Origin of the sequence: Streptomyces adelaidensis (genome assembly GCF_016598475.1) — a bacterium.
GTDB classification, from domain to species: Bacteria; Actinomycetota; Actinomycetes; order Streptomycetales; family Streptomycetaceae; genus Streptomyces; species Streptomyces adelaidensis.
Genome location: NZ_JAEMUX010000091.1, coordinates 12,673 through 32,021 on the forward strand (window position 1 = coordinate 12,673; position 19,349 = coordinate 32,021).

Sequence of the window (19,349 nt, forward strand, 5' to 3'; positions counted from 1 at the left end):
CCGGCACCCGGATGCGCACGCTGCTCGTCGACAACCATGACTCCTTCACCTACAACCTGTTCCACTACCTGGCCGAACTGTCGGGCCGGGAACCCACCGTCGTCAGCAACGACGACCCGTACTGGCGGATCCGTCACCTCTCCGCCTTCGACAACGTCGTGATCTCACCGGGCCCCGGACACCCGGGCCGCGCGGGCGACTTCGGAGTCTGCCGAGAGATCGTGGACACCACCGACGTCCCGCTCCTGGGAGTGTGCCTGGGCCACCAGGGCATCGCACTGGCAGGAGGGGGAACGGTGAGCCGGGCACCGGAGCCGCGCCACGGCCGTGTCTCCTCCGTCTTCCACCGGGGAGAAGGGATCTTCGCCGGTCTGCCGAGCCCCTTCGACGCGGTGCGGTACCACTCGCTCACCGTGCACACCCTTCCCCCCGCCCTCGAAGCGACCGCCTGGACTCGGGACGGGGTGCTCATGGGGCTGCGTCATCGCGAACGGCCGTTGTGGGGCGTCCAGTTCCATCCGGAATCCATCGGTACCCGGCACGGGCACCAGCTCCTGGGCAACTTCCTGGAGCGAGGCAGGACCCGGCGCCACCGGCCCGCACGGCGTTCGACACCCCGGGCACGGACGTCGCAGGAGCGGAAACTGACCGTCCACGTCCGACGGTTGGCCACCCGGTGGGACGACGAAGTGGTCTTCGAGCATCTCTACGGGACCGCCTCCCACGCGTTCTGGCTCGACAGCAGTCGCACGGACGACGCCTGCGGCCGGTTCTCCTTCATGGGTGACGCCTCCGGCCCGCTCGCCCGCGTCGCCACGGCCGACACGAGCAGTCGCACCGTGCGGATCACCTCTCGGGAGGGCGTCCGACTGGTCACGGGAGAGTTCCTGGACTGGCTCGACGAGGACCTGCGTGCCCTGTGTGTCGAGGCCCCGGACCTGCCGTTCGACTTCGTGCTGGGCTGGGTCGGCAGTCTGGGATACGAGCTCAAGGCCGAGTGCGGAGGTGAGCCGACCCACCGGTCCGCCGAGGCCGATGCCACCATGCTGTTCGCGGACCGCGCCGTGGTGTTCGACCATCACGCGCGGGTCACCTATCTGCTGGCGCTGGCGGAGCGGGACAACGAGTCCAGCACGGTCTCCTGGCTGGACGAGACGAGCTCACGGCTGGCCGGCCTCACCGGCAGACGGCCCGGTCCGGTACCCGCCCCGCCCTCCCGCGACGAGGACGTACGGATCAAGCTGCGGCACGACCGGGCCGCCTATCTGGAGCTGATCAGACGCTGCCAGGAACAGATCGCCGCCGGTGAGTCGTACGAGATCTGTCTCACCAACATGGCCGAGGTACGCACCGCGCTGGACCCCTGGCAGGGCTACCGACGGCTGCGGCGCGCCAGTCCCAGCTCCTACGCCTCCCTGCTGCGTTTCGGCGAGTTGTCCATCCTGAGCAGTTCGCCCGAGCGCTTCCTGCGCGTCGGCGCCGATGGAACGGCCGAGTCCAAGCCCATCAAGGGAACCCGCCCACGCGGCGTCACTCCCGCACACGACCGGGCCCTGGCCGAGGAGCTGCGCACGGATGAGAAGGAGCGCGCCGAGAACCTGATGATCGTCGATCTGGTCCGCAATGACCTCGGCCGATGCTCGGAGATCGGCTCGGTCACCGCACATGACGTCTTCTCCGTGGAGACGTACGCCACCGTGCACCAGTTGGTCAGCACCGTGCGCGCCAGACTCCGGCCGGACAGCAGCGCGGTCCAGTGCGTGCGCGCCGCGTTCCCGGGGGGCTCCATGACCGGGGCTCCGAAGGAACGGACGATGCAGATCATCGATGCGCTGGAGGGTGGAGCACGCGGCGTCTACTCCGGTGCGATCGGATACTTCTCGCTCCACGGTGCCGCGGATCTGAGCATCGTCATCCGTACGGCCGTCGTCACACCGGACCGGGTGCGGTACGGCATCGGTGGGGCGATCACTGCGTTGTCGGACCCGGTGGCCGAGTTCGAGGAAACCGCCGTGAAAGCCGCGCCACTGCTCGCGCTGGTCGGCGGTACGTTCCCGGGGCGGCGGCCGGCAACCGTGGCTGCGAGCCTCACCGGTACGCCCTGACGGCCGGCGAGTTCTGTACGGCGTCGAGGAGTTCCTCGCGGTCCCGCTCCAACCGCCGTAGCCGCAGTCGCTCCAGGTTCTCGGCCAGGCAGCCGAGATGAACGCCTCGCCGGCGCAGCGCCGCCACGACGTCGGTTGCCGCCGCGGCCTGCCCCGTCAGGGAGTCCCCACGCGGCCTCGCGCGGCGGGCGGCCTCCGTCAGGGCACCACGGGTCAGCACGTGTGCCGTCCGCCAGGCCACGATCTCCTCCACCTGGCGTATGCCCGCGGCCAGGTGCCCGGGATCCGAGGAGCCGTCACCCACTCCCGCACCGGACCAGACCAGTCGGTGAGGGCGAGCTCCCGCGTTCCGCAAGGTGCGCCATCGGTGGGAGTCGAGCCTGCGCTCCTGGAGGTCGTAGGCAGTACGGGCGAGGGCGAGCGCGGTGCGGCTGCGCAGCTCGGCGGTGTCCGGGACACCGCCGAGCTCACGGAGCCGTTCGTCCACCGCCGCTTCCACCTCGGCCAGTTCCCAGGTGGCCACACACGGCACACGGGCCGGATCCCGGCCGGCTTCGTGCGATCGCTCCAGTCCTTCCCAGTAGGAGTCGAGGACTTCTCCGTAACGCTCGACCGAGTGGATGAGGGCCGCGTTCACACCGATGCCGTCAGCGACGCACTCGCGCACCACATCCAGACCGGCGTCGGTGGCGGCCACCGTCACCAGAAGGTTGGGACGGTTGACGGCGAGGGCGAGAGCGCGTGCCTCTTCGAGTGCGGACCGGCGGTCGTACGCCAGTCGTGCGTCGAGTTCCACGCAGACCCAGCCGTCCAGCCCTTCGGCGGCCGTGTGGACGGAGGAGAGAAGGTCGCACGCCCAGCGCGCGTCGTAGGCGATCAGGGCCCGCACCATCTCCTCCGGCGAGGCGTGCCGCCGCGCGAGAAGGCTGAGCTGGTCACGGTAGGCATGGTCGTCGGTCCGGCGGATCTCGCACGTCATCACCGAAGGGGAGAGCACCAGCCCGGTGATGTGCGCATCGGCGATCCACGTCTTCAGCGAGCCGTCGGCGAGTGCCGCCCTGCTCAGTCCGGCGAGCCAGAAGGACACCCCTTCCGCTGCCAGACCGCGCAACACCGCGCTGTCCGAGGGGACCTCGGCCGGCTCGGCCGTGTGGTGTTCTCCTGTCATCGATCCCCTCCCGCCATGAGCACCTGTCCGGTGGTCACCGGCACACGGCCCGTCAGATGCGGTACGAGCAGCGCCGCGACCGGATCGCCGTACACGGCCTCGACGCGGCCCAGCAGGTCCGGCAGCGACGCCTCGTACTGCTGCGGGCCGACGGCCTCCAGCGCCGTCGTGGCCAGGGCACAACCCAGCGCGACGGCCGCGTGAAGGGGGAGCCCCCAGGCGCACGCCGCGAGGAAGCCGGCCCGGAACGCGTCGCCGACGCCGGTGGGATCGGCGGCTCGGCTCGCGGGCACCGCGGGGAAGGCCGCCGGTCCCGTCCCGGCCGCATCGACCAGGACTCCGTCGGCTCCCCGGGTGATGATCCATGCTCCGACCCGGCCCAGTACCTCCTGGCGCGTCCAACCACTCGTGTCCAGCAGCATGGCGGCCTCGTACTCGTTGGTGAACAGCCACCGCGCTCCGTTCACGAGCCGGCGGACCTCCTCCCTGCCGAGGCGGGCGAGCTGCTGCGAAGGGTCACAGACGAAGGGGATCCCGAGTTCCCGGCACTGCTCGGTGTGGCGCACCATCGCCGCGGGATCGTTCGGGGAGATCAGGGCCAGGTCGATCCTGCCGCCGCGTCCGGACACCTGGGCGAGGTCGATGAGGGGGGCCTCGGCCATCGCCCCCGCGTAGAAAGAGGCGATCTGGTTCTGGTCCTCGTCCGTGGTGCACATGAAGCGAGCCGTCTGCCGCGTGCTCGACACCCGGACGTGCGCGGTATCGACCCCGTGCTCCTCGAGCCATGCCCCGTACTCGTCGAAGTCGGGCCCCACCGCACCGACCAGGAGGGGGGCGAGTCCGAGCAGGCCGAGGCCGAACGCGATGTTGGCCGCGGTTCCTCCGCGGCGTACGTGCAGCTCATCGACGAGGAAGGAGAGGGACACCCGGTCGAGCCGGCCTTCGATCAACTGGTCGGTGAACCTCCCGGGGAAGGTGGCCAGATGGTCGGTGGCTATGGAACCTGTGACGGCGATACGCATGGTGTCCCTCTCCGGGCGGGGTTCGTGGTCGTCGGTCAGTGGTGGAAGTGGGCGGGCTCGACGTTCCGGTGGATCTCGAGCGTCGCGGTGGACCGGTTGAGCGTGATGTAGTGCAGGCCGGGGACGCCCTCGTCCAGCAGCCGCGCGGCCATGGCGCTGGCGTACTCGACCCCGATGCGGTGGCCCTCCGCCGGATTGCCGCGTGCGGCCTCCAGACGCCGGGCGAGGTCCTCGGGAAAGGCGGCGTCGCTCAGCGCGGCGAAGCGGCGGATCTGCCGAACGTCGGTGGCGGGCATGATCTCCGGGATGACCGGTGTGTCGCAGCCCGCCGCCGTGATCCGGTCCCGCAGGCGTAGGTAGTCCTCCACGTGGAAGAACATCTGCGTGATCGCGTAGTCCGCGCCGGCCCGGCACTTGGCGACGAAGTGCCGGATGTCGCTCGCCCAGTCCGGCGAGCGCGGGTGACGCTCGGGGAACGCGGCCACTCCGATGGAGAAGTCGCCCAGTGACCGCACGAGTTCGACGAGTTCGTACGCATGACGGAAGCCCTGTGGATGAGGGGTCCAGGGACCGCGCGGATCGCCGGGCGGATCGCCGCGCAGGACCAGTACGTCCCGTACCCCCGCGTCCGCGTACTGGCCGATGATGTGCCGCAGTTCGGCGACGGAGTGCCCGACGGCCGTCAGGTGGGCGACGGGCCGCAGCGTCGTCTCGGCGGCGATCCGCCGGGTGGCCTCGACCGTGCGCTGCCTGGACGAACCGCCGGCGCCGTACGTGACCGAGACGAAGGTCGGTGACAGGGCCTCGACGCGGCGGATCGCCTCCCAGAGCGTGCGCTCGCCCGCCCCGGTCTTCGGCGGAAAGAACTCGAAGGAGAAACTGGGCCGGCCGGCCCGCGCTCCGATGGGCGGGACGTTCCCGACCGGCCTGTGGCCCCTCGTCAGCGTGTCCACGGCCGGTCCGTCGCTGCCGGTCACCGGAAGACGCCCGCGTGGTGCCGGAGCTCAGCGGCGCGGTCCGTGCGTTCCCAGGTGAAGTCGGCCAGCTCCCGCCCGAAATGTCCGTACGCCGCCGTCTGGGAGTAGATCGGGCGGAGCAGCTGGAGGTCGCGGATGATCGCGGCCGGCCTGAGGTCGAAGACCTCGGTGATCGCCTGCTCGATGAGCTCGACGGGGACGGTGTGGGTGCCGAAGGTCTCGACGAACAGTCCAACCGGTTCGGCCTTGCCGATGGCGTAGGCGACCTGGACCTCGCAGCGCCGGGCGAGGCCCGCGGCGACGACGTTCTTGGCCACCCAGCGCATCGCGTACGCCGCCGACCGGTCCACCTTGGACGGGTCCTTGCCGGAGAAGGCGCCGCCGCCGTGCCGGGCCATGCCACCGTACGTGTCAATGATGATCTTCCGGCCGGTCAGACCCGCGTCCCCCATCGGGCCACCGATCTCGAACCGGCCGGTGGGATTCACCAGCAGTCGGTAACCGTCAGTCTCCAGCTTGATGCCGTCGGCGTCGAGCCCGGCGAGGACATGCTCCACGACATGCTCCCGGAGGTCCGGGGCAAGCAGGTTGTCCAGGTCGATGTCGCGCGCGTGCTGGGAGGAGACGACGACGGTGTCGAGCCGCACCGGCCTGTCCCCGTCGTACTCGATGGTGACCTGGGTCTTGCCGTCGGGACGGAGGTACGGGAGCGTCCCGTCCTTCCTGACTTCGGCCAGGCGGTACGAGAGCCGGTGGGCCAGATGGACCGGAAGCGGCATCAGCTCCGGCGTCTCGTCCGTGGCATAACCGAACATCAGGCCCTGATCCCCGGCCCCCTGCCGGTCGAGTTCGTCCACGGCCGCACCGGAGGTGGCGCTTGCGCTTTCGACCCGGGACTCGTAGGCCCTGTCCACTCCTTGTGCGATGTCCGGCGACTGGGAGCCGATGGAGACCGACACCCCGCAGGAGGCGCCGTCGAACCCCTTCGCCGACGAGTCGTAGCCGATCTCCAGGATCTTCTCGCGCACGAGCGTGGCGATCGGGACGTACGCCCGTGTGGTGACCTCACCCGCCACCTGGACGAGTCCCGTGGTGATCAGCGTCTCAACGGCGACGCGCGACAGGGGATCCTCCCGCAGCAGTGCATCGAGAACGGCGTCACTGATCTGGTCGGCGATCTTGTCGGGGTGGCCTTCGGTGACCGACTCCGACGTGAACAGGCGGCTGGACATGACTCTCCTCGTCATCCGATTCGGGAGGGGATGTGCATGGGTCGGCGGTCAAGCCGGCTGGGACGCCTTGCGGGGGCCCTCGCGCGGCGCCGCCTGGGGCGCGCTTGCGCTGGACAGTTCAAGGCCGCTCGTCTCGGGCGCCCACACTGCCGACACCAGCGCGCCCACCAGGGACAACGCACAGCCGCACAGCATGACGGCGCCGACTCCCCATGTCTGCAGACCGATGGGCACCAGGAAGGTGCCCACCGCGCCTCCGACACGGCTCGTGGCCGCGGCGAAGCCGATGCCGGTGGCACGGATCTCGGTCGGGAAGACCTCGCTCGGATAGACCGCCTGCAACGTGCTCGAAGCCGCGTGGAACAGCGCGAAGGTCGCGAAGCAGCCGACGATCACCCACTGCGGACCGGACGGCCACAGCCCGAGCGCCAGCAGAGCCGCGGCGGTGACGACGAACGGCCAGATGAGCAACTGCCTCCGGCCGACCCGGCCGATCAGCCAGACGCCGCTCAGACAGCCGACCAGCAGGAAGACATTGAGCAGCACCTCGCTGACGCCGTCATCGGAGGCGCCCAGAGCGGCCAGCACCTGAGGAGCGAAGGTGGAGATGGCGAAGAACGGGGTGATCTGACAGAGCCAGAAGACACTGGTGAACAGGGTTCTGCGCAGGTACGAGGGGGCGAAGAGCGCCGCGAGCCCCGGCTCCACGGTCGGCGTCCCGCCCGCAGCCACCTCGTCGAGCCGTGTTCCGAGCCACCGTCGGCTGATCGCGTCGGCCTCGGCGTACCGTCCCTTGCTCGCCAGCCATCGTGGCGACTCGGGAGTTCCCAGCCGGGCCACCAGCACCACCAGCGAGGGTACGGCGCTGCTGGCCAGGATCCAGCGCCACATGGACGCGTCCGTGCTCCACGAAGCGAGGCCGAAGCCGACGACGGCGGCCAGCGTGTACCCCACGTACCAGAACGCTATGAGCGAGGCCAGCAGCCGTCCCCTCCGCGCGGGTGGGGAGAACTCCGCGACCAGCGCTCCCGCGATCGCGTAGTCGGCTCCGACGGCGATCCCCATCAGCAGCCGTACGGCGAAGAGCTGGAGGGCACCGTCGACAACGAGTTGGAGCAACGAACCGGCCAGGAAGACCAGCAGATCGAGGAGGTACATCTTCTGCCGGCCGACCTTGTCGGTGAGCCGGCCGAAGACTAGCCCTCCGAAGAAGATGCCGATGAGCGTGGCGGCACCGATCAGCCCGGTCTGAAGCGAGCTCAGAGCGAGATCACTGCGGGCCAGCGGCAGGGCCGCACCGACGACACCGAGCACCCACCCGTCGCACACCTCTCCGCCTCCGGCACAGACGGCGATACGGGTCTGGAAGCGGTGGATCCGCCGTTCGTCGGAGACGGCCGGGCCGTTCGGGGCCGTGGAAAGCGGATCCGGCATCGAGGTCTCTCCCTTTCGTGACTGCGTCGGCGGGCGGTCCGTCAGCGGCTGGTGACCAGGTCCAGCGAGAGCCTGAGGTTCTCGGGCGAACGCAGGTCCAGCTCTGAGCTCTCGGTCAGTACGGCGGTCTGCAGCGTGCGCAGCCTGTGCGACGGTTCGATACCGAGTTCGTGGCCGAGATGGCGGCTCAGCGCGTGATAGACCTCCAGCGCGTGGGCGGTGCGCCCCGACCGGTAGAGGGCGATCATGTACTGGGCGTGCAGGTTCTCGTGGGTCGGATGCCGGGAGACGAGCAGGCTCAGCTCGGGGAGCAGCTGATGGTGGAGGCCGAGCCGCAGTTCGGCGTCCAGGGACTGCTCGAGGGCGGTCATCCGGACCCCTTCGAGGTGGGAGATCTGGGACTGAATGTGCGGGCCCGCCTCGATGTCGACGAGCGTCCGGCCGCGCCAGAGCCCGAGCGCGGAGCGCAGAGCGGCGGCGCACAACGCATCGTCGCCGAGAGCGCGGGCCCGTCGGGACTCGGCCATGTGGGCGTCCAAGGAGTGCAGGTCCAGGTCACCTTGCCGTACATGCATCACATAGCCGTGGTGACGTGTCTCAAGGATGCGCTTGGCGGCGTCCACCGAGCCCACGGAGGGCAGGGTGGCCAGCGCCTGGCGCAGCTGGAAGATCCTGGTGTGGACGCTCTGTACGGCACTGCGGGGTGAGTGGTCGCCCCACAGCTCCTGCACGCAGGTGTCGAGCGAGACCTGGGCGCCTGCGTGCAGGAGGAGCAGCGCAAGCAGCTGCCGTGTCTTGGGCGCGGAGGGGAGCCGGTCCACGGCATCGCCCGGATCGGCATCGCCCGAATCAGCGTCCCCCGCGACCGCGGACAGAGAAGTCACCGGTACATCCGTGATGGAAAGCGGACCGAGAACTCCGAACTCCATGGGAATTCCTCTCGTATGGACGCGATGTCCCTGCCCAGAACGTAGTGGGACGGCCGTGGCGGTCTCCAGCCGTAACTCCAGATCGCCGAGGACTCTGTCATGCACGCCCGGTTTGGCATCTTTTGAACGCACCTTCCTTCCGATATCCGGCCAGGAGTGAATCGTGAGGCGGCCGTGGTGTCCTGGGATTCGTTCGCATCTCAACGGAAGGAACGTCGCGGTGACGAAGAGACTGGTCATTTTCGACTGCGATGGTGTTCTGGTCGACAGCGAGAAACTCAGCTCGCAGGCGATGCGCGAGCTGGCGGCGGCCGAAGGGCTCAGCTTCTCGCCGGCCGGCGCTCTCGCCTTCATCCGTGGACGCAAGGTCGCCGCATGGGTCGCCGAGCTGGAACAGGAGCTCGGCAGGGCGCTTCCGCCCGATTTCGTGCCGGAGTTCCGCCGCCGATCGGCCGCCCTGTTCACCACGTCCCTACGGCCCGTTCCCCACGTACGGCAGGTGATCGACGAGCTCACCCTTCCGTTCTGCGCGGCATCCAGCGCACCCCGCGACAAGATCGTGCACACCCTTTGCCTGACCGGACTGCTGTCCCGTTTCGAGGACCGCATCTACAGCGCGTACGAAGTCGGCTCCTGGAAGCCGGATCCCGGTCTGTTTCTCCACACAGCCCGTGACATGGACGTTCCGGCGGGCCGGTGCGCGGTCGTCGAGGACAGCCTTGTCGGCGTGCAGGCAGCCGTGGCCGCCGGCATGGCCGTGTTCGGCTATGCGCCGCCGGAGAACGGTACGGCGGCCCATCTCGCCGCGGCCGGCGCCGTCACCTTCGAGTCGATGACCGCGCTTCCCGCGCTGCTCGGGAAGTGGTCGGCGCGGCCCGTGAGCGCATCGATATCAGCCCGTTAGAACGCCCTGCTTCCGTAAGTCTGACCGTCTCTCCCGGAGCCCCGGGATCGATTGGAAGGTCACCCTCGCATGCCGCTCGTTCTGGAAGAACTGCAGCGCGTCAGCCCTGCGGCCGAAATCTGGTGGGATTCCTCACCGCTCGATTTCCCCCGGTGGCGGAACCGATTCCTGAAAGAAGCACCGGACAACGAAACACGCGATCGCTGGGCACGGCAACTCGACCGGTTTCTCTGTCCCGAGACACCCGGCGCCTCGCTCGTGCGCGGGATAACAACCAACCCCTCGCTGGTCGCGCAGAGCATTCTCGATTCGCCCGATGTCTGGGGCAGGGAAATCCAGGACATCATCGACGACCAGAGCGTCCCCGAAGTGGAGAGCACCTTCCGTCTCGTGTACGAGGAGGCTCTGCGGCGCGCGGCGGCGGCGATGCTACCGATGTGGGAGGCGAGCCAGGGACGGTTCGGCTGGGTCTCCGGTCAGCTCGATCCGCGTTTGATGTTCGATGCCGACCTCATGCTTGAACAGGCGCTCCGGATCGCCCGGATATCGCCGAACCTGATGGTGAAGGTGCCCGGATCCGCTGCCGGGTACAAGGTGATCCGGCAGCTCGTGGGCCATGGGATATCGGTCAACAACACGCTCTCGTACACCGTTCCGCAGTTCCTCGCCTGCGCCGACGCCGTCGAGTCCGGACTCGGGGAAGCCCACCGCCGGGGCGTCGCCGTCGACCGATGGCGTGCCGTCTTCACCCATATGATCGGGCGCTTCGGTGCGAACACCGATCTCCGCCACGAAGCGGCCACCCGCGGCATCGACCTCACCCCGGGTGACATCCGCTGGGCCGAGGTGGCCATCCTCAAGCGTATCCACCGGCGGATCCGGGAGCACGGTCACCCGGTGAAACCCCTCCTCTCCAGCTTGGAGGTCGACGACCCGGTGACGCTCCCGGGCACGTTGAGCATGCATCTGGAGCAGAGCGCGGGCGGCGCGATCGCCTACACCTGCAAGCCCCAGTTCGTGGCCGATGTGATACGGCGCGACAACGAGCTGCCCGTCTTCACCCCCGACGCAATCGAACAAGAGGTCCCGGCTCGGGTGCTGGAGAAGCTGATGTGGCTGCCCTCCTTCCACAGCGCCTACGACCCGTACGGCATGAGCGTCGACGAGTTCGCCCACTACGGCTCCTTCATCTCGACCTACGCCGAAGTGCTGGGCAACACACGGAAGCTGCTCGACTTCATAGCCCACCGGTTCCAGACGATGACCGACTCCGCACAGCCGCTGCTGCTGTCCGCGAGCACCCGCTGACCGCGATCCGCTCTGTCAGGGAGGGAGAACCCCCACCATGAACCCGTCCATCGCCCTGTGGAGCCATCCCAGGTCCATGTCGACGGCGCTCGAACGGTCCTTCATCGAGCGCGGCGACTTCACGGTCTTCCACGAGGAGTTCGCCTACGTCTACTTCATGCACGAGGAACGCGCCGCGATCCCGCACAAGAATCCCCAGCCCGGGCACCCGCTCACCTACCCCGACATCAAGCGGATGATGGAGGCGGCGCGCCTGGAGCATCCCGTGTTCCACAAGGACTTCCCCTACCACTGCCTGGACCATCTCCTGGGTGACCCCGAGTACCTGCGAGGACAGGTCAACACCTTTCTGATCCGCGACCCGGAGGAGGCCGTACTCTCCCATGCAACCGTGCATCCCGACGTCACCCGTGACGTGCTCGGTTACCAGGAGCTGGAGCGGCTCTTCGACTTCGTGACCGAACTCACCGGCGCGCCACCACTCGTGCTGAACGCCTCGGACCTGGCGGCCCGGCCCCACGAGACCATCGCCGCCTACTGCGAGGCGATCGGTGTCCCGTTCCTGCCGGAGGCCCTCCAGTGGTCCGTCGGCGAGCGACCCGAGTGGACCACCTGGAGCGGATGGCACACCGATGTCTCCGCGAGCAGCGGGATCGGGCTCCCCCAGCGCAAGTACCGCTTCGGTTACGCCGACATGCCCCATCTGCGGGATTTCGTACGGCACTGCCGCCCCTTCTACGAACACCTGGACCAGTTCCGACTCCGGCCGGCGAAGAAGGAGGCAGCGATATGAGTGTCAGCACCGTGATCGTCACCGGTGGCGCCGGCGGAGTCGGGCGCGCCCTGGTCGGGCGCCTGCTCGACGACGGCAAGACGGTCATCACCTGCGACATCGACGAGAACGGGCTGAAGTCCCTCGCCGACGAGCACCACGGCCGACCGCTGGAGACTCACGTCTGCGACGTCTCCTCGCACGAGGACTGCGACGCGTTCATGGACGCGGTCATCGCGGCTCACCCGGAAGTGGACGGCCTGGTGAACAACGCCGGGCTGTATCTCGGACAGCCGGTGTGGGAGTACGACGACGAGACGATCGACCGTGTCATCGGCATCAACGTCAAGGGGCCGGTGTGGCTTTCGCGGCGCTTCGCCGATCATCTGCTGCCCGCCGAGCGGCGCGGCGCGATCGTGAACCTGGCCTCGGTCGCCGGTGAGGTCGGCAGCTCCGACGCGCTGTACGGAACGGTCAAGGCCGGAGTCATCGGGCTCACCAAGTCCAACGCCATGAACTTCGCCCCGTACATCAGGGTCAACGTGGTGTCACCCGGGCTGATCGTCCGTACGGCCATCGCCGACCGCATACCCGACTACCGGTACGCCGAGTACAAGCGGCAGGAGCTGCTCGACGGCGACATCCTCCCCGAGTACGTCGCCGATGTGTGCGCCTATCTGCTCAGCGAGCGGTCACGGACACTGACCGGCGCCCTGCTGCGCGCCGACAACGGCTGCTATCCGCGCTGATCGTAAGGAAAGGCAGAGACGGTGACCGAGCAACCCCTGATCATGCTCGTCGGTATGGGCGACCTGTCGGCCAAGGTCCTCACCATGCTGCTGAACGACCCCGCGACCAACCGGGTCGTCCTGGCCGGGCGGGATACGGAGGCCATCCGCAGGCGCGGCAATCTGGCCCTGTTCACCGCCACGAACCTGGGGCATCACGGCACCGTCGACACGGTGCACATGGACCTCACGAACATCGAGGCCACCGCGCGGACGCTCGCGCGAGTCCGCCCGGACATCGTGTTCATGGGCGGGTCCCTCCAGTCCTGGCGGGTCATCACCGAACTCCCCAGGAAGACGTTCGAGGAGCTGGACGAGGCTCAGTTCGGGCCCTGGCTGCCCATGCATCTGACGCTCAACCACCTGCTGATGCAGGCGGTCAAGGCATCCGCGATCGACACGAAGGTGGTGAACGCCGCCTTCCCCGACGCGGTGGGACCCGTGCTCGACAAGGTGGGTCTCGCACCGACCATCGGCGTGGGCAACGTCGCCAACATCGTGCCCGCCCTGACCCACGGGTCGGCGCACCTGCTGGGCGTGCCCTCCGCCGACGTGGAGGTGAGGCTGATCGCCCAGCACTACTTCAGCCATTACGTGCCCCGGTTCGGGGACGCGGGGAACGGCGCGTATCACCTCGACGTGCGGATCAAGGGCGGCGCCACATCCGCCGAAGTCGACCACCGCACGCTGTTCGCCCAGCTCGACAACCGGCTCAAGCGCCTGGGCGGCATCGACGGCCAGTTGCTCACGGCGTCGTCCGCCGTGCGGATCCTGCACGGCATGGCGACGGACAGCGGCGTCCTCGCGCACGCGCCGGCGCCCGGCGGGCTTCCCGGCGGATATCCGGTCCGCGTCCACCGGGACGGCGGGACGCTCGACCTGCCGGAAGGGCTCACGGCCAAGGAGGCCGTCCGGCTCAACGAGGTCTGTCAGCAGGCCGATGGCATCGCCCGGATCGACGACGACGCCACCGTGCACTTCACCGAGCGCGAGATGTCCGTCATGAATCGTCTGCTCGGATACGACTGCCCCAGCATGAAGCTCGGTGACTGCGCCGACTGGGCCGACGAACTGGCCGGCAAACACAGGGAGTTCGCTTCCTCATTCCGCTGAACCGCCCGTGCGACCGGTCGGCCCCCGCCGCACCGACAGACCCGTCGGGAGACATCCATGACCACCAACGCCGCACCGTCCGCTGACGACTTCGCGGGCCAGTACATCCGTACGCTCGTGGACCGCTGGGACGAGCTGATCGACTGGGACCGCCGTCAGGAAGGCGAGCAGGACTTCTTCGTGGAGATCCTCGCAGGAGCCGGGGCCCGTCGCGTGCTCGACGCCGCCGCCGGCACCGGATACCACTCCGTCATGCTGGGCCGGCACGGATTCGATGTCACCGCCGTGGACGGCAGCGCTGAGATGATCGAGCGCACCCGGGTGAACGCCGCGCGGCACGGTCAGTCGTTTCCGACCGTGCAGACGGACTGGCGGCAGCTGCGCGACAACATCCACGGACGGTACGACGCGATCGTCTGTCTCGGCAGCTCGTTCCCGCACCTCTTCCAGGAGTCCGACCGTCGCGCGGTCCTCGCCGAGTTCTACAAGGCGCTGAACCCGGGCGGGGTCCTCGTCGTCGACCACCGGAATTTCGACTCCATTCGCCGCCACCGCTATCAGAGCAGCGGAAACTACTACTACTGCGGTACGGGTGCATCGGTTTCGGTCGCTCACATCGACGACCAACTGTGCCGTTTCCAGTATGAATTCCCGGACGGCGGCACCCACCATCTGGAGGTGTACCCGATTCTTTCCGCCGAGCTGTCGGCCCTGCTCAAGGAATCCGGATTCGAATCGGTCGAGGAATTCGGCGACTTCCGCCGTGACTTCGACATGGACGACGTTGATTTCGTCATCCACGTCGCCAGGAAGACCTGATGCGACCGGTTCCGATCAGGAGCGGGAAAGAAGAGAGAGACCAGCGGCCATGGTAAACGCATCGACACAGACGAACCGCTCACGCACCATCGCCGGATTCGTCATCACCGCACTACTGACCAGCTTTGTGGCAGCCACCTACGGATTCGGCTTCTATCTCTTCGCGCAGATCGTCACAGACATGCGCATGGACCTCGGGTTCGGCTACACCGTGGTGGGCACGGTCACGGCGGCCGGGCAGCTCGGATTCCTTGTGTTCGCCCTGCTCGGCACGTGGCTGTCGACCCGTGTGGGCGGCGGGCAGGTGACCATCGGATCGGCGGTGCTGTGCGGCCTGTGCCTGGTGGGCATACCGATGACGGACAGCATCGTCGTCATCGGCGTCCTGCTCACGATCATGGGTGGCACAGCAGCCTCCGTCTATGTGCCGCTGATCGAGATCGTCGGCCGGGTCATCGACTACGAACACCGCGGCAAGGTGCTGGGCCTGATCTCCAGCGGCACCAGCTACGGCGTCTTCGTCAACAGCCTCCTGGTCCCGTCGTTCGTCGGTGCGGGCAACTGGCGCGGGCTGTGGTACTGCGTCGGACTCGGCACTCTGACGGCCACTGCGATCGCGGCCTTCGCCTTCTTCCGGATGGGCCTGTTCCATGCCGAGAGCGGCCCCCGGGGCGGTACGGCCGAGGAGGCCGACCGCGACGACAGCGCACGGGCGGGTTGGCGCATGGTGCTCGTCCGGTGGGTCGTCATCGTCTGGGTGATGAAGTTCCTCAACGGCTTCGCCTGCATGCCGTTCCAGAACTATCTCTCGCCCTATCTGCGTGAGGGACTTGGCTTCGACATCGGATTCGCGGCGCAGGTCTGGGGCATCATCGGGGTCATCGGCATGTTCGCGGGATTCGCCATCGGCTGGCTCTCCGACAAGATCGGCGTCCGCAGCTCCCTGGTCCTGTGTTACGGCATGTTCTTCGTCTCGGCGACACTGCTCGTACTCGCACCCATCGGATATCTTCCGCTGGTCTCCGGCGTTCTCTTCGCCCTCGCCTTCTACCCCATCTACGGGCTGGTTCCGACCTATGTCTCCAAGTCGGCTTCCGGTGCCGCCGCGACCGTCATATTCGGTGTCACCAATGTGACGCAGGGGCTCGGCGGAATCGTCGGAAACTACACAGCCGGCTTCCTCAAGTCATGGACCGGAGATTTCATGTGGTATTACGTCGTGATCGCCGTGACCACGGTGGTCCTGGGCGCGCTGACCCTGCAACTCCCCCGTGAGGGATCTCCCGAGAGTGCTGTCGGTCGCACCAGCACACCGCCCACGACCGACAAGGATCTCTCCCATGCCCGGTGACACCATGGAAGTCCGTGGAAAGAACGCCGGCCGAATTCCCTGCACCTGCCGACCGGGCGCGACGGTCTGGCTGACCGGTCTGCCCAGCGCGGGCAAGACCACCATCGCATACGAGGTGGCCCAGCTGTTACGGTCCCAGGGCCGCCGCGTGGAGGTACTGGACGGTGACGAGATCCGCCGCTTCCTCTCCGCCGGCCTCGGCTTCTCCCGCGCGGACCGGCACATGAACGTGCAGCGCATCGGCCTGGTTGCCGAAGTCCTGGCACGTAACGGGGTGTTGACGCTGGTGCCGGTGATCGCGCCGTACGCCGAAAGTCGCGAGGCGGTGCGGGGGCGCCACCGGACGAGCGGCGCCCCGTATGTCGAGGTGCACGTGGCGACTCCGGTCGAGGTGTGCTCCGTACGCGATGTGAAGGGTCTGTACGCCAAGCAGGCCGCGGGCGAGATTTCCGGGCTCACCGGGGTCGACGACCCGTACGAGGAGCCCGTCTCGCCGGACCTGCGCATCGAGTCCCAGAACCAGACCGTGCGGGAGTCCGCGACCCTCGTCCACAAGCTGCTCGTCGAAAGGGGCCTGGCATGACGACCGTCGCCACTGTCTCCGAGGAGACCGACAGCCCGTACGCACTCAGCCATCTGGACGCGTTGGAGTCCGAGGCGGTGCACATCTTCCGTGAGGTGGCGGGTGAGTTCGAGCGGCCGGTGATTCTGTTCTCCGGGGGCAAGGACTCCATCGTCATGCTGCACCTGGTGCTGAAGGCGTTCGCGCCGGCGCCAGTGCCGTTCTCGCTGCTGCACGTGGACACCGGGCACAACTTCCCCGAGGTCCTCGACTACCGGGACCGTGTGGTCGCCGCACATGGGCTGCGGCTCCATGTGGCCTCCGTACAGGACTACATCGACCGGGGTGTGCTGCGCGAACGCCCCGACGGGACGCGGAACCCGCTGCAGACGCTTCCGCTGACGGAGAAGATCCAGAGCGAGAAGTTCGACGCGGTCTTCGGCGGCGGGCGCCGCGACGAGGAGAAGGCGCGGGCCAAGGAGCGGGTGTTCTCGCTGCGGGACGAGTTCTCCCAGTGGGACCCGCGCCGCCAGCGGCCCGAGCTGTGGAACCTGTACAACGGCCGCCACGCCCCCGGCGAACACGTCCGCGTGTTCCCGCTGTCCAACTGGACCGAGCTGGACGTCTGGCAGTACATCGCCCGCGAGGGCATCGAACTCCCGCAGATCTACTTCGCGCACGAGCGTGAGGTGTTCCAGCGGGCCGGCATGTGGCTGACCGCCGGCGAATGGGGCGGCCCCAAGGACGGCGAGAGCGTCGAGAAGCGGCTCGTCCGCTACCGGACCGTGGGTGACATGTCCTGCACCGGCGCGGTCGACTCCGACGCGACCACGCTGGACGCCGTGATCGCCGAGATCGCCGCCTCCCGGCTGACCGAGCGGGGCGCGACCCGGGCCGACGACAAGCTGTCCGAGGCCGCGATGGAGGACCGCAAACGCGAGGGGTACTTCTAACGATGACGACCATCGACACACTGCGCTTCGCAACCGCCGGGTCGGTCGACGACGGCAAGTCCACCCTCGTCGGCCGACTGCTGCACGACTCCAAGTCGGTCCTCACCGACCAGCTGGAGGCCGTGGAGCGGGCATCCGTCGCCCGGGGCCAGGAAGGCCCGGACCTCGCACTGCTCACCGACGGCCTGCGCGCCGAACGCGAACAGGGCATCACCATCGACGTGGCCTACCGCTACTTCGCCACCCCGCGCCGCCGGTTCATCCTCGCCGACACCCCCGGCCACGTGCAGTACACCCGCAACATGGTCACCGGCGCGTCGACGGCCGAGCTGACCGTCATCCTCGTCGACGCCCGCAACGGCGTCGTCGAGCAGACCCGCCGGCACGCCGCCATCGCGGCCCTCCTGCGCGTGCCGCACGTCGTGCTCGCCGTGAACAAGATGGACCTGGTCGACTACCAGGAGTCCGTCTTCGCCGCGATCGCCGAGGAGTTCACGGCGTACGCGCTCGAACTCGGCGTCCCGGAGATCACCGCGATCCCGATCTCGGCGCTGGCCGGCGACAACGTGGTGGAGCCGTCCGCGAACATGGACTGGTACGGCGGCCCGACCTTCCTGGAGCACCTGGAGACCGTCCCGGTCGCCCACGACCTGAGCCACTGCCACGCCCGGCTCCCCGTGCAGTACGTGATCCGGCCGCAGACCGCCGAGCGCCCCGACTACCGCGGCTACGCCGGACAAATCGTCCGCGGCACGCTGCGCGTCGGCGAGCACGTGACCGTTCTGCCCGCCGGCCGCACCTCCACCGTGAAGGCCATTGACGGGCTGGGGCGTGCGGTCGGCCTTGCTCGGGCCCCACAGTCGGTGACCATCCTGCTGGAGGACGACATCGACGTCTCGCGGGGCGATCTGATCGCATCCTGTGACGACGCTCCCCCCATCACGCAGGACATCGAGGCCACCGTCTGCCACGTCGCCGACCAGCCGCTCGCCGTCGGCCGACGCGTACTGCTCAAGCACACCACCCGCACGGTCAAGGCGATCGTCACGGACATCCCGTCGCGGCTCGTCCTCGATGACCTCTCGAGGTGTCCGAACCCCGAGCAGCTGGTTTCCAACGACATTGGCTACGTCAAGATCCGCACCGCGGAACCGATCGCGCTCGACTCGTACGCCGACTCCCGCCGCACCGGCTCGTTCATCCTGATCGACCCGGCCGACGGCACCACCCTCGCAGCCGGCATGGCGAATGAGCAGGCATCAACGCGGCGACCGAGGGGCGGAATGTAGCCGCGGATCGCCGGTTGGCCAAACCGGCGATCCACCGCGTCATCGATAGTCCACCGCCACTGCCTGTCCATACGTCGGAAGACCTCACCACCACAACATCCACGACCTCGCAGTCCCGCCTCGTCCGCGTCGCAGACGCACGAGGCGGCTACCCCGCCCCGTAGCTCGTGCGGAAGAGGTCCACAGCCCGCTCCACGTCCCGCCCGGAGCGCAACTGCCCCTCCACTGAGGGTTCGAAGTCGTCTTCAGCTCGACCATCTTGATGCTCATGTGGTTCCATGCCCGCCTCCTCTTGATCGACAAGGCATGGCTGCCCTAAATATCCACTCGAACCTCCCTGGACATGGGCGAACTCCGACCGCACCGGGTTGACGAAGGGAGCGTGGAGTTCCACAACTGATCCAGGGATCGACACTCCTGTACCACCAGCAGACGAAGAACCTGCTGGCAGAGCTCTGCCCTACCTGCGCCAGTCACTCACCGTGCCTACGGCCGCGCCTGAGATCGACTGGCTTCCCCGTCGCCACTGCCCCGCAGCACGGCCAACTCTGGGGAGAATCTGGGGAGTATGGACGGTGCCGGGGAGGGCGTGGGGAGAATCGACTGCACAACGTGACACGAAC

17 protein-coding genes are annotated in these 19,349 nt (G+C 68.1%); 11 read left to right on the plus strand and 6 right to left on the minus strand.

What is annotated here, in order from left to right:
- Positions 1-11 precede the first annotated feature (11 nt).
- A complete protein-coding gene (pabB, locus tag I8N67_RS34370; protein ID WP_200308195.1) occupies positions 12-2,105 on the plus strand; it encodes an aminodeoxychorismate synthase component I in 2,094 nt (697 codons plus the stop codon).
- On the opposite strand, the gene I8N67_RS34375 is transcribed toward pabB, so the two are convergent.
- From I8N67_RS34375 to I8N67_RS34400, 6 genes are all read right to left on the minus strand, one after another.
- A complete protein-coding gene (locus I8N67_RS34375) occupies positions 2,089-3,273 on the minus strand; it encodes a transaldolase family protein (protein ID WP_200308196.1) in 1,185 nt (394 codons plus the stop codon). The two genes, pabB and I8N67_RS34375, sit on opposite strands and share 17 nt — an antisense overlap.
- Complete coding sequence (locus I8N67_RS34380; RefSeq protein ID WP_200308197.1) at positions 3,270-4,295, minus strand: carbohydrate kinase family protein; 1,026 nt, start codon at positions 4,293-4,295, stop codon at positions 3,270-3,272. Before I8N67_RS34380 ends, I8N67_RS34375 begins: the two co-directional genes overlap by 4 nt.
- A gap of 35 nt (positions 4,296-4,330) precedes the next feature.
- Positions 4,331-5,200 carry a methylenetetrahydrofolate reductase [NAD(P)H] gene (gene metF, locus I8N67_RS34385; protein ID WP_200308211.1) on the minus strand — a complete coding sequence of 290 codons (870 nt, stop codon included), beginning with the start codon at positions 5,198-5,200 and terminating at the stop codon, positions 4,331-4,333.
- 68 nt (positions 5,201-5,268) lie between these two features.
- Positions 5,269-6,504: a methionine adenosyltransferase gene (metK, locus tag I8N67_RS34390; protein WP_200308198.1), complete on the minus strand. Its 1,236-nt coding sequence runs from the start codon at positions 6,502-6,504 to the stop codon at positions 5,269-5,271.
- A gap of 48 nt (positions 6,505-6,552) precedes the next feature.
- Positions 6,553-7,938: an MFS transporter gene (locus tag I8N67_RS34395; RefSeq protein WP_200308199.1), complete on the minus strand. Its 1,386-nt coding sequence runs from the start codon at positions 7,936-7,938 to the stop codon at positions 6,553-6,555.
- 41 nt (positions 7,939-7,979) lie between these two features.
- Complete coding sequence (locus tag I8N67_RS34400) at positions 7,980-8,822, minus strand: AfsR/SARP family transcriptional regulator (RefSeq protein WP_200308200.1); 843 nt, start codon at positions 8,820-8,822, stop codon at positions 7,980-7,982.
- A gap of 265 nt (positions 8,823-9,087) precedes the next feature.
- Between I8N67_RS34400 and I8N67_RS34405 the strand changes: the two genes are divergently transcribed.
- The 10 genes from I8N67_RS34405 to I8N67_RS34450 all read left to right on the plus strand — a co-directional run bounded on the left by I8N67_RS34405 (position 9,088) and on the right by I8N67_RS34450 (position 18,726).
- Positions 9,088-9,771: an HAD-IA family hydrolase gene (locus I8N67_RS34405; RefSeq protein ID WP_200308201.1), complete on the plus strand. Its 684-nt coding sequence runs from the start codon at positions 9,088-9,090 to the stop codon at positions 9,769-9,771.
- A gap of 69 nt (positions 9,772-9,840) precedes the next feature.
- Positions 9,841-11,079, plus strand: a complete 1,239-nt coding sequence (locus tag I8N67_RS34410) for a transaldolase family protein (RefSeq protein WP_200308202.1) — start codon at positions 9,841-9,843, stop codon at positions 11,077-11,079.
- Positions 11,080-11,116: 37 nt separating this feature from the next.
- Positions 11,117-11,872 carry a sulfotransferase-like domain-containing protein gene (locus tag I8N67_RS34415; protein WP_200308203.1) on the plus strand — a complete coding sequence of 252 codons (756 nt, stop codon included), beginning with the start codon at positions 11,117-11,119 and terminating at the stop codon, positions 11,870-11,872.
- Positions 11,869-12,600, plus strand: coding sequence for an SDR family NAD(P)-dependent oxidoreductase (locus I8N67_RS34420; protein ID WP_200308204.1), 732 nt, complete (start codon positions 11,869-11,871; stop codon positions 12,598-12,600). The genes I8N67_RS34415 and I8N67_RS34420 overlap by 4 nt, the downstream gene beginning before the upstream one ends.
- A 21-nt stretch (positions 12,601-12,621) precedes the next feature.
- Entirely contained in the window at positions 12,622-13,752 is a 1,131-nt protein-coding gene (locus tag I8N67_RS34425; RefSeq protein WP_200308205.1) for a hypothetical protein, read from the plus strand.
- A gap of 57 nt (positions 13,753-13,809) precedes the next feature.
- Entirely contained in the window at positions 13,810-14,571 is a 762-nt protein-coding gene (locus tag I8N67_RS34430) for a class I SAM-dependent methyltransferase (protein WP_200308206.1), read from the plus strand.
- 49 nt (positions 14,572-14,620) lie between these two features.
- Positions 14,621-15,922, plus strand: coding sequence for an MFS transporter (locus tag I8N67_RS34435; protein ID WP_200308207.1), 1,302 nt, complete (start codon positions 14,621-14,623; stop codon positions 15,920-15,922).
- A gap of 4 nt (positions 15,923-15,926) precedes the next feature.
- A complete protein-coding gene (gene cysC, locus I8N67_RS34440) occupies positions 15,927-16,505 on the plus strand; it encodes an adenylyl-sulfate kinase (protein ID WP_200308212.1) in 579 nt (192 codons plus the stop codon).
- Positions 16,502-17,437 carry a sulfate adenylyltransferase subunit CysD gene (cysD, locus tag I8N67_RS34445; RefSeq protein WP_200308208.1) on the plus strand — a complete coding sequence of 312 codons (936 nt, stop codon included), beginning with the start codon at positions 16,502-16,504 and terminating at the stop codon, positions 17,435-17,437. Before cysC ends, cysD begins: the two co-directional genes overlap by 4 nt.
- Positions 17,438-17,439: 2 nt before the next feature.
- Positions 17,440-18,726 carry a sulfate adenylyltransferase subunit 1 gene (locus I8N67_RS34450; RefSeq protein WP_200308209.1) on the plus strand — a complete coding sequence of 429 codons (1,287 nt, stop codon included), beginning with the start codon at positions 17,440-17,442 and terminating at the stop codon, positions 18,724-18,726.
- Positions 18,727-19,349 lie beyond the last annotated feature (623 nt).

What these genes read in the sequence shown, in the direction of transcription:
- I8N67_RS34435 (WP_200308207.1), top strand. Translation starts at nt 14,621, where the DNA reads ATGGTAAACGCATCGACACAGACGAACCGCTCACGCACCATCGCCGGA.
- I8N67_RS34410 (WP_200308202.1), top strand. Translation starts at nt 9,841, where the DNA reads ATGCCGCTCGTTCTGGAAGAACTGCAGCGCGTCAGCCCTGCGGCCGAA.
- I8N67_RS34420 (WP_200308204.1), top strand. Translation starts at nt 11,869, where the DNA reads ATGAGTGTCAGCACCGTGATCGTCACCGGTGGCGCCGGCGGAGTCGGG.
- I8N67_RS34375 (WP_200308196.1), bottom strand. Translation starts at nt 3,273, where the DNA reads ATGACAGGAGAACACCACACGGCCGAGCCGGCCGAGGTCCCCTCGGAC.
- I8N67_RS34415 (WP_200308203.1), top strand. Translation starts at nt 11,117, where the DNA reads ATGAACCCGTCCATCGCCCTGTGGAGCCATCCCAGGTCCATGTCGACG.
- metK (WP_200308198.1), bottom strand. Translation starts at nt 6,504, where the DNA reads ATGTCCAGCCGCCTGTTCACGTCGGAGTCGGTCACCGAAGGCCACCCC.
- cysD (WP_200308208.1), top strand. Translation starts at nt 16,502, where the DNA reads ATGACGACCGTCGCCACTGTCTCCGAGGAGACCGACAGCCCGTACGCA.
- I8N67_RS34430 (WP_200308206.1), top strand. Translation starts at nt 13,810, where the DNA reads ATGACCACCAACGCCGCACCGTCCGCTGACGACTTCGCGGGCCAGTAC.
- I8N67_RS34395 (WP_200308199.1), bottom strand. Translation starts at nt 7,938, where the DNA reads ATGCCGGATCCGCTTTCCACGGCCCCGAACGGCCCGGCCGTCTCCGAC.
- I8N67_RS34450 (WP_200308209.1), top strand. Translation starts at nt 17,440, where the DNA reads ATGACGACCATCGACACACTGCGCTTCGCAACCGCCGGGTCGGTCGAC.
- I8N67_RS34380 (WP_200308197.1), bottom strand. Translation starts at nt 4,295, where the DNA reads ATGCGTATCGCCGTCACAGGTTCCATAGCCACCGACCATCTGGCCACC.
- cysC (WP_200308212.1), top strand. Translation starts at nt 15,927, where the DNA reads ATGGAAGTCCGTGGAAAGAACGCCGGCCGAATTCCCTGCACCTGCCGA.
- pabB (WP_200308195.1), top strand. Translation starts at nt 12, where the DNA reads ATGCGCACGCTGCTCGTCGACAACCATGACTCCTTCACCTACAACCTG.